This window comes from Nocardia yamanashiensis NBRC 100130, assembly GCF_001613325.1.
Classification (GTDB): domain Bacteria; phylum Actinomycetota; class Actinomycetes; order Mycobacteriales; family Mycobacteriaceae; genus Nocardia; species Nocardia yamanashiensis.
This window is the reverse complement of record NZ_BDCD01000021.1, coordinates 90,109-102,963: the sequence shown is the minus strand read 5'-3', so window position 1 is coordinate 102,963 and position 12,855 is coordinate 90,109. Positions and strand designations below refer to the sequence as shown.

13 protein-coding genes are annotated in these 12,855 nt (G+C 68.4%); 5 read left to right on the top strand and 8 right to left on the bottom strand.

The window, feature by feature from the left end:
- Window positions 1-20: 20 nt before the first annotated feature.
- From NY1_RS24790 to NY1_RS24780, 3 genes are read right to left on the bottom strand one after another with little or no spacing between them, the layout of a single operon-like run.
- Entirely contained in the window at window positions 21-788 is a 768-nt protein-coding gene (locus NY1_RS24790; protein ID WP_067717992.1) for a glycerophosphodiester phosphodiesterase, read from the bottom strand.
- Window positions 785-1,975, bottom strand: coding sequence for a DUF4328 domain-containing protein (locus tag NY1_RS24785; protein ID WP_233434466.1), 1,191 nt, complete (start codon window positions 1,973-1,975; stop codon window positions 785-787). The genes NY1_RS24790 and NY1_RS24785 overlap by 4 nt, the downstream gene beginning before the upstream one ends.
- 31 nt (window positions 1,976-2,006) lie before the next feature.
- Window positions 2,007-2,372 carry a rhodanese-like domain-containing protein gene (locus NY1_RS24780; protein ID WP_084535301.1) on the bottom strand — a complete coding sequence of 122 codons (366 nt, stop codon included), beginning with the start codon at window positions 2,370-2,372 and terminating at the stop codon, window positions 2,007-2,009.
- A 309-nt stretch (window positions 2,373-2,681) separates the two neighbouring features.
- Here NY1_RS24780 and NY1_RS24775 point away from each other — a divergent pair, with 309 nt between their 5' ends.
- The 4 genes from NY1_RS24775 (at window position 2,682) to NY1_RS24760 (ending at window position 5,988) form a co-directional block, all read left to right on the top strand.
- Window positions 2,682-3,293: a hypothetical protein gene (locus NY1_RS24775; protein WP_067717990.1), complete on the top strand. Its 612-nt coding sequence runs from the start codon at window positions 2,682-2,684 to the stop codon at window positions 3,291-3,293.
- 255 nt (window positions 3,294-3,548) lie between these two features.
- Window positions 3,549-4,172, top strand: a complete 624-nt coding sequence (locus NY1_RS24770) for a superoxide dismutase (protein WP_067717987.1) — start codon at window positions 3,549-3,551, stop codon at window positions 4,170-4,172.
- 255 nt (window positions 4,173-4,427) lie between these two features.
- Window positions 4,428-4,949, top strand: coding sequence for a peptidase (locus NY1_RS24765; protein ID WP_067717984.1), 522 nt, complete (start codon window positions 4,428-4,430; stop codon window positions 4,947-4,949).
- Window positions 4,950-5,241: 292 nt separating this feature from the next.
- Entirely contained in the window at window positions 5,242-5,988 is a 747-nt protein-coding gene (locus tag NY1_RS24760) for a TMEM165/GDT1 family protein (protein ID WP_067718349.1), read from the top strand.
- Here the strand turns inward: NY1_RS24760 and NY1_RS24755 are convergent.
- Together NY1_RS24755 and NY1_RS24750 are read right to left on the bottom strand one after the other, a co-directional pair.
- Window positions 5,929-6,579, bottom strand: coding sequence for a TetR/AcrR family transcriptional regulator (locus tag NY1_RS24755; RefSeq protein WP_067717981.1), 651 nt, complete (start codon window positions 6,577-6,579; stop codon window positions 5,929-5,931). The two genes, NY1_RS24760 and NY1_RS24755, sit on opposite strands and share 60 nt — an antisense overlap.
- A 30-nt stretch (window positions 6,580-6,609) precedes the next feature.
- Window positions 6,610-7,539, bottom strand: coding sequence for an SDR family NAD(P)-dependent oxidoreductase (locus NY1_RS24750; RefSeq protein WP_067717979.1), 930 nt, complete (start codon window positions 7,537-7,539; stop codon window positions 6,610-6,612).
- A gap of 153 nt (window positions 7,540-7,692) precedes the next feature.
- Between NY1_RS24750 and NY1_RS24745 the strand changes: the two genes are divergently transcribed.
- Window positions 7,693-8,460, top strand: a complete 768-nt coding sequence (locus tag NY1_RS24745; protein ID WP_067717976.1) for an SDR family NAD(P)-dependent oxidoreductase — start codon at window positions 7,693-7,695, stop codon at window positions 8,458-8,460.
- A 198-nt stretch (window positions 8,461-8,658) separates the two neighbouring features.
- Here NY1_RS24745 and NY1_RS24740 read toward each other — a convergent pair whose 3' ends face one another.
- The 3 genes from NY1_RS24740 to NY1_RS24730 form a co-directional block, all read right to left on the bottom strand.
- Window positions 8,659-8,859 carry a cold-shock protein gene (locus NY1_RS24740; protein ID WP_067717973.1) on the bottom strand — a complete coding sequence of 67 codons (201 nt, stop codon included), beginning with the start codon at window positions 8,857-8,859 and terminating at the stop codon, window positions 8,659-8,661.
- A 296-nt stretch (window positions 8,860-9,155) separates the two neighbouring features.
- Window positions 9,156-11,108, bottom strand: a complete 1,953-nt coding sequence (gene htpG / locus NY1_RS24735; protein ID WP_067717970.1) for a molecular chaperone HtpG — start codon at window positions 11,106-11,108, stop codon at window positions 9,156-9,158.
- The gene (locus tag NY1_RS24730) at window positions 11,105-12,754 is read right to left on the bottom strand and encodes a TM0106 family RecB-like putative nuclease (protein ID WP_233434464.1); all 1,650 of its coding nucleotides are present in this window, start codon (window positions 12,752-12,754) and stop codon (window positions 11,105-11,107) included. Before NY1_RS24730 ends, htpG begins: the two co-directional genes overlap by 4 nt.
- Window positions 12,755-12,855: the final 101 nt, after the last annotated feature.

Here is a 12,855-nt window from a genome sequence, read left to right as displayed (position 1 = left end):
TGGCAAACCTACAGGGCCACTTACGCGGCAGGGAGCAAGCCCTTCGTACGGCCGGGGTGGTTGGTGGCGATCCAGCTGACGCCGAGGTCGGCGCAGAGGCGGACGTCTTCGGCGTCGTCGACGGTCCAGACGTAGGTGGCGCGGCCCGCGGCGGCGGCTTTGTCGACCAGGTCGGGGTGTTCGCGGAGGGTGCGGACCGAGGGGCCGATGGCGGTGGCGCCGACGGTGGTGGCCGCTCCGCCGGAGAGGTAGAGGGAGGATTCGCCGAGTAGGACGGTGGGGAGCAGCGGGGCGGCGCGGCGGATGCGCCAGACGGCCGTCGCGGCGAAGGAGATGACCACGGCGCGGGAGTGGTCGGCGGAGGCGGGGGCGGCGATGCCGTACTTCTGAAGTTGTTCCAGGAGGGTGGTTTCCACCTGTGCGCCGTAGCGGACGGGGTGCTTGGTCTCGATGAAGAGCTTGGTGGGGCGGCTCTTCCAGTCCAGGACCAGCTCGATGAGTTCGTCGAGGGTGAGGACCGAGGCGGGTTCGCCGTCGGCGCCGAAGTCCAAGGCCCGCAACTCGTCCAGGGTCATCTCGCTGACCGCGCCGGCACCGTTGGAGGTGCGGTCCACGGTGCGGTCGTGCACGCAGACCAGTACGCCGTCCTTGGTCAGCCGGACATCGCATTCGACGCCGTCGGCGCCCTCCTGCAGGGCGAGTTCGTATGCGGCGAGGGTGTGTTCGGGTCGCGCCGCCGACGCCCCCCGGTGCGCGACCACGAACGGCGCGCGACTGGCCCGGCTCACTTCGCCAATACCTCCTCATGTTCGGATTCCGGCGCCCGCTCGGAATCGGCGAGGCCGGATTCCGAATCGGATGCGGTGGCCTCATCATTCCCGACGGCGGCCCCGGGCGCGCGTCCGGTGGAATCCGATGCCCGATCGGCGGGCTGCACCGGTTCGATCACCGGCTGCGCCGGGGTGGTCGCGGGCAGCCAGCGGGTGACGGCGGTGGGGCGGCCGCGCAGATCCTGTCCGGCGAAGGCGCGCACCAGGCCCAGGGTCAGCACCGCGACGCCCGCCGCGACCAGGTTCGTCCACATGGCGACGAGGACGCCATCGGCCTTGACCTGCAGTGAGTCCGCAAAACGGTACAGCTGGGCGATCACGACCAGCAGACCGTTGAGAACCCAAGCCGCCCACCAGATCCGGACCGTGCGCAGCAGGCGCGGATCGGCCTCCGACTCCGTGCCGGGGTGCGCGGCAGCGGGACGGCGCGAAGCTCGGACGCCCTGCGGGGTCGCGGTGTCCGCGCCGAACCCGCGCAGCCGGGCGGCCTCGGTGAGGAAGACCCCCGGGAAGATCAGGTTCACGCCGGGGATCAAGCACCCCGCCGCGATCAGCCGCGGCGAACGCGGATCGTGTTGCCCCCGCGCGGCATACAGCGCGCCCCGGGTGCGCACCAGCCACCCCACCAGCGCCACGGCGGTGGCCAGGGCGAACACGAGGGACAGCACCGCGGTCGCGTACACGGCGATATCCGACGCCCACAGCACGGCCGGATGGATCAGCCGGGTGCGATTGCGCAGCAGTACCCCGTAGCGGCCCAGCTCGGCGACGGCGGCCAGCACGAACAGCGCGATGCTGGCGTACAGCAGCTGGTGCAGGCGATCGGTGAACGGCGACAGCGCGTTCCGGGGCTCCGGCGAGACCGCGGCCGGCCGGTCCCGCAGGCCCCAGCGCGGAATCTCGGTGTAGCGCGGCGTCTCCCGGCTCGCGGCGGCGCGCGCCGGACCACCCGCCGGATGACTCCTGCGGCCGGGCGGGCGCGCCACCCAGCGGTAGTTGCGCCGTTCGGCCGGCGCGTCCACCGGTGCGGGTGAGAGCAGCACGCCGTGGCAGCGGGGGCACCAGTGCAGCGGTTTGCCCTGCACGGCCCAGCGGGCGCCGCAGCGGGCACACGGCTGTACAACCGCGGATCGCGAGTCGGCCACTCGTCCCCCTGTCATCGGTGAGTCGTCGTCATCAGTAGATCTTGGCCTCGGCGCCCGCGCCGGTAAGCGGCCGCCCGGTCTGCTGCCAGGCCACCATGCCGCCGGTGACGTGCACGGCTTCGTAGCCGAGTTGTTCCAGGTACTGCACCGCGGTGATGGAACGCCCGCCCTGCCGGCAGATCACGTAGATCTGGGCGTCGATATCGAGCTCGTCGATCCGGGCCGGGACGTCCACGAGCGGGATGTGCACCGCGCCCGGCGCGTGCCCGAGCTGCCATTCGTCGTCCTCGCGCACATCGAGGAGCTGGGCGGGCAGGGGCTGCGCGCCGGCCCACGGCTCGGGTGTGTCGAACTCCGCCGGGACGGCGTCGACCGGCACCGAGGGGACATGGGGCATCGTCACACTTTCGATCCTGCCACGTGGTCAAGGGCGCCGTGGAGTCCTGTGCATAGCCGGACACCAGTTATCCACATAATCCACAACCTGATCCACAGCTTCAGAGTCGTCCGGAATGTCCGATCGGCCGATCCGGAAGTCCCCTCCACGTTCCGGAGCGGCCGACCGCACCGAGGGCCGCGACCCGGCCCTCATCTACTCTGACGCGCCCGCTCACGCCGCGGTTCCGTTCGCCTCCGAAAAAAACGACAACACTACCGAAAAACGGAAATCCTCGGCCCGGCCAGGCCGGATCGGTAGCCTGGCGCTATGACTGTGAGCAGGGGGCTACTCGACGGACTGGACATCACCGGACTCAGCACCGCGCTGTCCGAGGCGACCTGCCTCGGGATCGACGTCGACAAACAAGCCCGGACCCTACGGCTGGAGCTCGACGTCCTCACCCTCCCCGTCGACGGGCCGCCGCCGGCGGACTGCGACGTCTACCTCACCCTGACCGGCGTCAGCCGGGTCGCCGCCTCGCTGCGGCGGCAGCGCTGGGACGACCTGGAACCGGTCGTGCTGCCGCTCGAACTGGACGGCCTGCACGACGCCGTCAACAGCTTCGGCGGCGGCGCGCTGCACGGCTGGGAATTCATCGACCTCGACGAGAACGCCTGGAACCAGTGGCGCAAACTGCTCAGCTTCGACACCACGATCGGCGATGACCCCGCCTCGCACATGCTGGAGTTCTCGCAGGAAGAGGGCATCGATCCGCGCGAACTGGATGTGCGGGTGTGGTTCGACGGCCTCTTTGTGACCGATAAACAGGGCAATGACATTCCGCTCGACGAATTCATCGCGGGCGGGGTGCGCTGGTGGAAGGCGCACGACCTCGGCGACCCGCGCACCATGCGGCCGAATATCGTGCCGCCGCTGTAGCCCGAAAGCGGCTCGCGCAGATTCGAATCCGGCCCCGGCCCCGTTGAGGCGCCGGGGCCGGGGTATGCCCGGACCGGGAAGCCGCAGCCCGCAGCGGCCGGCGCCGGTCCATCCGCCCACTCCTCGAGACGATCGGGCCGGCGCCGGAATGTGGGGGCGAACGACCCGGTTGCACCCGAGCGGGTGTACGAATGATGGTTGGGTGCGCTCGATAGGAATCGAGGCACACAGCCCCGACACTGAGGAAGGGACATCGTGGCTGAGTACACGCTGCCGGAACTGGATTACGACTACGACGCTCTGGAGCCTTTCATCTCCGGGCAGATCAACGAGATCCACCACACCAAGCACCATGCCGCCTACGTCGCCGGCGCCAATGCCGCCGTCGAGAAGCTGGAAGCCGCCCGCGAGGCCGGCGACCACGCTGCCATCTTCCTGAACGAGAAGAACCTGGCCTTCCACCTGGGCGGCCACGTCAACCACTCCATCTGGTGGAAGAGCCTGTCCAAGGACGGCGGCGACAAGCCGGTCGGCGAGCTCGAGGCCGCCATCGACAACCAGTTCGGTTCGTTCGACAAGTTCCGCGCGCAGTTCTCCGCGGCCGCCAACGGCCTGCAGGGTTCGGGCTGGGCCTGGCTGGGCTGGGACACCCTGGGCGAGAAGCTGCTCACCTTCCAGCTCACCGACCAGCAGGGCAATGTGCCGCTCGGCATCATCCCGCTGCTCGGCCTGGACATGTGGGAGCACGCCTTCTACCTGCAGTACAAGAACGTGAAGGCGGACTACGTCAACGCGTTCTGGAACGTCGTGAACTGGGCCGAGGTGCAGGACCGCTTCGCCCGCGCCACCCAGCAGGGCAAAGGCCTGATCTTCGGCTGAGCCGAAGCAGAATTTCGTGGGGGCTGACGCCCCCACACCCCCGGGAGAGCGGGGAGGGGGCAAGCCCCCGGCGGGACGCCAGCCCGCACTCTCCGAGCGGTTAGCCCGCGAGCCGATTGGTTCGCGGGCTTTTCGCATTTCAGGGGTCCGACTGCTAGCAGTCTTTGGTACTTGTGTGCCAGTTACTTCGAGGTACAACCTGATGTTCCTACAACAGGATGGGCAGGGCGGCCCCGGATCGATCGGAGGCACGCGATGAGCGAGCAGATCGGCATCATGCCGTTTCATTCACGCGGGTCACTCTGCGGGTTCGTCATCTCCGGCCGGTGGCCGGATTCCACCAAGGAATGGGCACAACTGCTGGTCCTCGCCGTCCGCGTCGCCAGCCTGCCGGGATTGCTGCCGACCTCGACGGTGTTCGGGGCGCGCGAGGAACTTCCCGATGATCCCGATCCGGGGATGGTCGGCTTGGTGATCGCCGAAGGGACCGTACTGGGCGGGGAGGGCTTGCGGCCCGGGCAGTTTGCCGGACATGTGCCACCGGCATTGATCATGTTGCATCCGCCGCGCGAGACGCGGCCTTCGCTGCCCGAGTGCTCCGGCGCGGCATCGGGGTGCCTGCTGCTGCCGGGACTCCCCCATCTCGGGCTGGAGCATCGGGCGGCGTGGGTGGAAACCGACAGCGACGGCACCGTCACCTCGATGGTTTCGCGTGTGGGCGTCGATCCGATCAGCGATCCCGACACCGCGGTTCTGGCTATGCTGCTGGCCGCGTAAGGGTTCCCGAAACCTCGCGGCAGCGTGCCCAAACTTATTGCGCGCATTGCGATTTGGGCTACACGTGTTTGCGTGCGCCCGATTTGCCGGGTAGGGTGTGCAACAGCGAAGGGGAGTAGCCCGCAATCGCGTAGTCGACATACTGATCCGCTCTCGGGTCCGGCTGCGTGAACCGGAATCCGGTGGGCGAGACCTTCGGCCGATTGCAAACCAAACCGTTTTACCGGTGCGGTGTCGGCTGAAGCGCCCCCGCATTTCAGCCGACAGGCCGGAGACCTGGGAGCTGACCTTCATGATCGCCACGATATTGCTGAGCTTCGGCGTGCTCTTTCTCGCCGAACTGGGAGACAAATCCCAGCTCATGGCCCTGACTTTCGCCCTGCGCTACCGCTGGTGGGTGGTGCTGAGCGCCATCACCGCGGCGAGCGTGCTGGTCAATCTGATCGCGGTCGGGGTCGGTCATTTCCTCGGAGCGGCACTGCCCACCGAACTCATTTCCCTGTGCGCCGCGGCCACGCTCATCGGCGTCGGCCTGTGGACCCTGCGCGAGACGCTGCCGGGGGCGGGCGCGGAGGACGACGAAACGCCCGCGCCGCAGCCCAAGTCGCGGTCCGCGTTCCTGGTGGTGCTGTCCGCGTTCCTGCTCGCCGAGCTCGGCGACCGCACCATGTTCGCGACCATGGCCCTGGCCACCAAGAACGGCTGGGTGGCGGTGTGGATCGGTTCCGTCGTGGGCATGGTCGCGGCCGGCGGGCTGGCCATTCTGATCGGCGTGACGGTCGGCAAGCACATTCCGGAACGCTTCATCGCGGTCTGCTCGGGTCTGCTGTTCCTGTACTTCGGTGCGCTGACCCTGCTGGAGGCCTTCGCCACCGGCATCGGCACCCCGATCGCTGCGGTGCTCGCGGCCGGGCTGCCCGCGCTCGCCGGTGCGGCGCTGCTCGCACTGCGCCGCCGGACCCCCACCCGGGTCGATGCCTCAGCCGGCGAGCGGGACGTGGCCGAAGAGATCGCCGCTGCGCGCCACCAGGCCCAGTAGCGGCTCGCGCAAATTGCGCAGGCCGGTCACGTCACCGGTGGCGATGCGCGCGGTGACCATGGCGCTCATGGCCGCGACCAGGGTCTGGCAGGCGAAGCGCTGTTCCTCGGTGTCCGCGCCGAGAATGTCGGCGACCATGGCCGAGAAGGCTTCCTGCAGCGCGGCCCGGCGGGCGATGGCCTCCGGGCCGACCGCGTACACCTCGACCAGGAACAGCCGGGCGTAGGCGGGCTGGGAGGCGACCGCGTCCAGGTAGGAGCCGAGCACGCGTTCGATGCGCGCGGCCGGGGTCTCGCCCTCGAAGTCCGCGCCGGTGGCGGCGAAGATGCCGGTCAGCATGAGTTCCGCGGCCCGTTCGAAGGCGGCCTCGAAACAGTCCTCCTTGGAACGGAATTGCTCGTAGAAGGTTTCCCGGGAAACCCCGGCGCGTTTGATGACCGCCGCGACGGGTGTTCCGACATAACCGTTTTCGGCCATCGCCTCGGCCAGGGCGAGCAGGATGCGATCGCGCTGGGCGGCGATCACGGTTTCACGCGGTAGTCCGTGCCGGCCGCGGGGCAGCCGGGCGGCGGTGGTGGCCGATTCGGGCATGCGGTGAACTCCGTTGTGCCGTGGGAACTTTCAGGCGGGCTTGCGCAACCTGCGGGCCCGGGCCGGTTGGTCGGTGGTGTAGCGCGTCGCTTCGGTATCGGCGATGGCCAAGCCCGAGGCGACACCGTGCCGCAGGGTGTATTCGATCACCCGCTGGGCGAGTGGTCGCCACCACAGTACGGTGCCGACCCAGTACGGGGAGACCACTCGGCGCGAGCGGCGGGCCAGCGCGCGTTGCATGGCGTCGATGGCCGGGCCGAGGGGTGCGATGCCCGAGACGCTCGAGACGCCGCCGCCCTGGGCCTGGCCGAGAATGCTGCGCGCGGCCTCGGTGCCGAAACCGCGGCTGGTCATCTCGGTGTCGAGCTCGGCGAAATAGGCCAGGCCGACGCGGGCGCCGGTGTGCCGGAGTTCGATGCGCAGGGTTTGGCCGAGGGCTTCGACGGCGGCCTTGGAGGCGCTGTAGGCCCCGGCCAGGGGTAGGTGGACGGCGGCGGCCAGCGAGGACACCAGCAGCACGTAGCCGTCCGGGTGCGCGATGTGCGGGCCGGCGGCGCGCATGGTGTAGTACGCGCCGAGGACATTGACGGCGAGGGTTTCCTCGAGCACCTCGGGGTCGCCGGAGAGCAGGGCCAGCTGACGGGCGATGCCGGCGTTGACGACGACGGCGTCCAGGCCGCCCAGTTCGGTGACCAGGGATTGCACCGCGCGGTCCACCTGGGCCGGGTCGCCGATGTCGCAATAGCGCCAGGGAGCGTCCCCGCATTCGGCGGCGGTGTCGGCCAGCAGGGCTTCCTCGATGCCGAGCAGGGCCACGCGGGCGCCGCGGCTGTGCAGCTGGCGGGCCAGGGCCGCGCCGATGCCGCGGGCGGCGCCGGTGATCAGAATTCGCTTCCCGGCGACCTGGGGGGCCGGGCGGAAGAGACCACGGCGCGGTCGTTCGGCCGTGCTGGCGTTCATGTGACGACGGTACCACTAGGCGAACACTCGTGTTCGCAAACTCGACGGTCGTCTTCCGCGGACCCCGCGCGGGCACCATGATCGATCCGGATATCGTGCTTATTGACGGAGGGCCAGTGAGAGGGCCGTCCACGTTCGAGAGGACCAACCACCGTGGAGATTTCGGGCTCCGCCGCCATTGTCACCGGAGGCGCTTCCGGCCTGGGTGCGGCCACCGCCAAGCGCTTCGCCGACCTCGGCGCCACCGTGTTCGGCCTGGACCTGGCACAGTCGATCGAGCGTGCGGGCGACAGCGTCCCCGCCGGCGTCACCCTCATCCCGACCGACGTGACCAGCGCCGACGATGTCGCCGCCGCGGTCGCCAAGGTCGTGGAATCCGGTGTGCCGCTGCGCATCGTGGTCAACTGCGCGGGCGTGGGCTGGGCGGGACGCATCCTGTCCAAGAACGGGCCGCACGACCTCGAGCTGTTCCGGACCGTGATCACCGTGAACCTGCTCGGGTCCTTCAATGTGATGCGCCTGGCCGCCGACGCCATCGCCAAGACCGAACCGGTCGACGAGTACGGCCAGCGCGGCGTGGTCATCAACACCGCGTCCGTCGCGGCGTTCGAAGGCCAGATCGGGCAGATCGCCTACTCGGCGTCCAAGGGCGGCGTCGCCGGCATGACCATCCCGGCCGCTCGTGACCTGGCGCAGTTCGGCATTCGCGTCAACACCATCGCCCCCGGCATCATCGACACCCCGATGCTGGCCGGTGTCACCGAGGAATACCGCAAGGGCCTCGAGGCCGGCGTGCCGTTCCCGTCCCGCCTGGGCCGCCCGGACGAGTACGCGCAGCTCGCGCAGTACATCACCGAGCACGACTACCTCAACGGCGAGACCATCCGCATGGACGGCGCCCTCCGCATGGCTCCGCGCTAACGCTGGGTTTCGGGGGCTTCGCCCCCAAACCCCCTGTGGGAGGGGGAATCCGGGGGCCGAGCCCCCGGACCCCCAGGTGTGGCATGCGGGGGTTCGCCGCCACACCCCCGATACGACAAAACCCGCGCCGTTACCGGTGCGGGTTTTGTTATTTCGAAGCGGGGCGGCGCGCACTGTCAGGTGCGCGACGGACCAGTCTTACTGCGGGCGGACCGCAGCTGCCTGCGGGCCCTTCTTGCCCTCGGTGATCTCGAAGGAGACCGACTGGCCTTCCTCGAGCTGACGGTAGCCGTTGCCCTCGATCTCCGAGTAGTGGACGAAAACGTCGGGGCCGTCCTCGCGGGCGATGAAGCCGTAGCCCTTCTCCGCGTTGAACCACTTGACGGTGCCCTGAACCATTACCTTCTCCTGACGAGGTGTTTCTTTTATTGCGTGGTCACCCACTGGTGCGGTGACCGGGTCGATCAGAAGGCGGCTTGCAACTTGCCTGGCAAGGTGAAGCGACGCCCGCACGATGTTCAGCGCGAGCATGCGAAAAACACGAACACGAAAAACTTACGACCAAGACGTACAACGTACGCGTCTCGGAGGAGTTCCCGAAATCGCTCGAGGATGCCGGACGTCACATTTGCGCCACGGCGGGCATGACCGAAACCCGCCTTCGCGCAGGTAGCGAAGGCGGGTGATCGGTTCGGTCAGAGCGTGCGGGTCAGCCGATCGGCCAGGATGCGGGCGAAGTGCGCCGGATCCTTCAGCTCGCCGCCTTCGGCGAGAACCGCTGTGCCGTAGAGCAATTCGGCGGTCTCGCCCAGTTCGGCGGGCTTGTCCTCGGCATCCTTCACCCCCGCGTACGCGTCCCGCAGCCCGGTCACCAGCGGGTGCGCCGGGTTCAGTTCGAGAATCCGCTTGCTGTGCGGCAGGTCCTGCCCGGACGCGCGATACATACGTTCCAGCATCGGGGTGAAGTCGAACACGTCACCGACGATGCACGCCGGGGAGGTGGTGAGCCGGTTGGTCAGGCGCACCTCCTTGACGTCCGCGTCCAGGGTTTCCTTCAGCCAGCCCAGGACGTCGGCGAAATCCTTCTCCTGCTGCTCGCGCAGCTGCTCCGACGCCTGCTTCTCGTCCTCGGTCTCCAGGTCGATCTCGCCCTTGGCGATGGACTGGATCGGTTTGCCCTCGAACTCGGTGACCGCGCCGACCCACATCTCGTCGACCGGATCGGTCAGCACCAGCACCTCGAGGCCCTTGGCCTTGAAGGCCTCCATGTGCGGGGAGTTCTCGATCTGCTGCCGCGATTCGCCGGTCAGGTAGTAGATCCCCTGCTGACCCTCCTTCATGCGCTCCACGTATCCGGCGAGCGTGGTCAGCTCGGACTCGGAATTGGTGGAGGCGAAAGACGAGACCGCCAGGATGGTTTCGCGATTGTCGACGTCGGAGAGCAGGCCCTCCTTGAGCACCCGGCCGAACTCCGACCAGAAGGACTGGTACTTGGTCTGGTCCTCGGCGTTCTTGAGGTCCTTGACCGTGGACAGCACCTTCTTGACCAGCCGCTTACGAATGGCCCGGATCTGCCGGTCCTGCTGCAGGATCTCGCGGGAGACATTGAGCGACAGGTCCTGCGCGTCCACCACGCCCTTGACGAAGCGCAGGTACTCCGGCATCAGCTCTTCGCAGTTGTCCATGATGAACACCCGGCGCACGTAGAGCTGGACGCCGCGCTTGTGCTCACGCGCGAACAGGTCGAACGGCGCGTGCGCCGGAATGAACAGCAGCGCTTGATATTCGAAGGTGCCCTCGGCCTTCATCGGGATGATCTCCAGCGGATCGTCCCAGGCGTGGCTGACGTGCTTGTAGAACTCGGTGTACTCCTCGTCGCTGACCTCCGACCGGGGCCGGGTCCACAGCGCCTTCTGGGAGTTCAGGGTCTGGGTTTCGGTGAGTTCCTTCTCGACCTTGTCCTCGCCCTCGCCGTCCATGACCGTGCGGGTCACGTCCATGCGGATCGGCCAGGCGATGAAATCCGAGTACTTCTTGACGATTTCGCGGAGCTTCCACTCCTGCGTGTAATCGAAGAGGTGATCGTCCTCGTCGGCGGGCTTGAGGTGCAGGGTCACCGAGGTGCCCTGCGGGGCCTCGGCGAGCTCCTCGATGGAGTAGGTCGGGCTGCCTGCGGCGGATTCCCAACGGGTGCCGGTGGTTTCGCCCGCCTTGCGGGTGGTGAGCGCGACCTTGTCGGCCACCATGAAGGTGGAATAGAAACCGATGCCGAACTGGCCGATGAGTTCCTCGGCCGCCTGATCCGGCTTGGTCTCGAGCAGCTGCTTGCGCAATTGGGCGGTGCCCGACTTGGCGAGCGTGCCGATCAGATCCACCACTTCGGCGCGCGACATGCCGATGCCGTTGTCGCGCACGGTCAGCACCCGATTGTCGCGATCGACCTCGAGTTCGATGTGCAGATCGGAGATGTCGGCGGACAGATCCTTGTCACGGAACGACTCCAGGCGCAGCTTGTCCAGCGCGTCCGAGGCGTTCGAGATGAGTTCGCGAAGGAACGTGTCCTTGTTCGAATACACCGAGTGAATCATCAGCTCCAGCAGCTGATGGGTCTCGGCCTGAAACTCCAGGTGTTCGATGTGTTCGGTCACGACGCGATATTACGACGGGCGAAGTCGGCGATGGAGGGAACCTCGGCATCGGCGCGATCGGTCATCCAGTCCCGCAATGTCTTGGTGGCCAGCACATCGTCCTCGTTGTATTCGAGGATGCGGGTGCGCTGCGACAGGTCCGGCTCGCCGCCGTCGTAGGCGACCGCGAGGCGGTACCAGGCCATGGACGCCTCGCCGCCGGCCTCCGGATCGCGCCAGCCGAAACCGGCGACGGGGGCGATCTTCTTGAGGCCCTTGCCGTTCGGGCAGATGAACTGGTCGGAGACGGCCTGGAACATGTCCACCCATTGCGGGCCGTCGACGAACTGCTGGATCTGCTTCTCGGTGGGGATGCCGGGCATGCCGGCGAAGCGGCGGGCCGATTCATACAGCCATTTGTCTTCGGCCGTGCGCGAATAGCAGTAGGCGGCAAAGGTTTTGCCGTCGGCGGCGGCCTGCGCGCGGACTTCCATGAGCCAGTTCCAGAATTCGGCGAAGGAACGGCCCTCGTCCGTGGTGGGCAGCGGATCCCAGGTGACGAACGGGCGGTAGACGCCGTCCAGCAGGGTGCCCCACAGGTAGGCGCCGTGTTCCTGGTAGCTCTCCAGGTCCACGTCCACCTCGACGTCGGCGCGCTGCACCCGGATGGGCTCGACGCGGCGCACCAGCGGGGCGCCGGTGGCCCAGGCGCGGGCGGTCACCACGGTTTCGGTGAAGGGTTCGAAATGCCAGTCGTCCGGGTCGTCGCCGGTCCAGCCCGCCAGATCGTCGATGGTCTCCACGCCGTGCCGGCGCAGCACCTCGGCGCGCGCGCCCGGGGCGACCAGGCTGATGTCGCGGTGCGCGATCAGCCATTTCTCGCAGCTCAGGCCACCCTCTTCGGGAGCGCGGGTCCACCAGGGGCATTGGCGGCATTCGGGGACCTTGGAGGGGACGGTGGGCAGTTCGCCGCGCACCACGGCGATGCGGTCGGCGTAGCGGCGGTCGTAGTCGTCCAGGATCGGACCGAGGTCGTGCACCAGGATGCGGTCGAAGTGGTAGCCGATGGCGCCGCCGACCAGGGCGGGGCTGGCCATGCCGTGCCGCTGCAGCATGCGGTAGAGGTGCGCGAGGCGCTGCTGGTCACGCGGTTGCGGGCGGGTGCGGACGTGCTTGTCCGGCTTGGGATTCCATTCGTACAGACCGGTCGTCAGCGGGTGATAGTCCGCCGGGTCGGGCTGCCGCGGATCGGTCACCTTGTGGTTCACCACCACCACCGGGATGTATCCGCCCCGGTCGGTATCGCGCCACAGGATCTCGCAGCCGCCGCGCCGCCCGGTGTCGGTCTCCTGCGGCAGCAACCCGCCCCAGATCCGCTCCACGCCCGACTCCATGGCGGCCATGGTCGCCGCCGCCCGGTCCCGCGCCGGCTGCCCCGGCGGGATCACCACCCACTTGCCCGGATCGGCCCCCACCAGCGTGTCGCGCACATTCTGTCTGTGCGCCGCGGCCGCCTCCCGCCGCTGCTGCACGCCGGCGTCCTCGGCAACTCCGTGCAGCACCTCCGGGTGGGTGGCGTCCAGAAGCAGCCGGTGCCGGCACCCGATCAGCGCCCGCGCGTCCAGAAACGCGGCCCGCTCGCCATGGTCACCGATGCCCGAATACACGCCTAGCAGTATGGCCGTAACCCCCGACACCGTTGGCCCCGCACCCGCGCCGCGCCGAATCCCGCCACGCCCGAGACGTTTCGGATGGGCCGGAAAAGAAG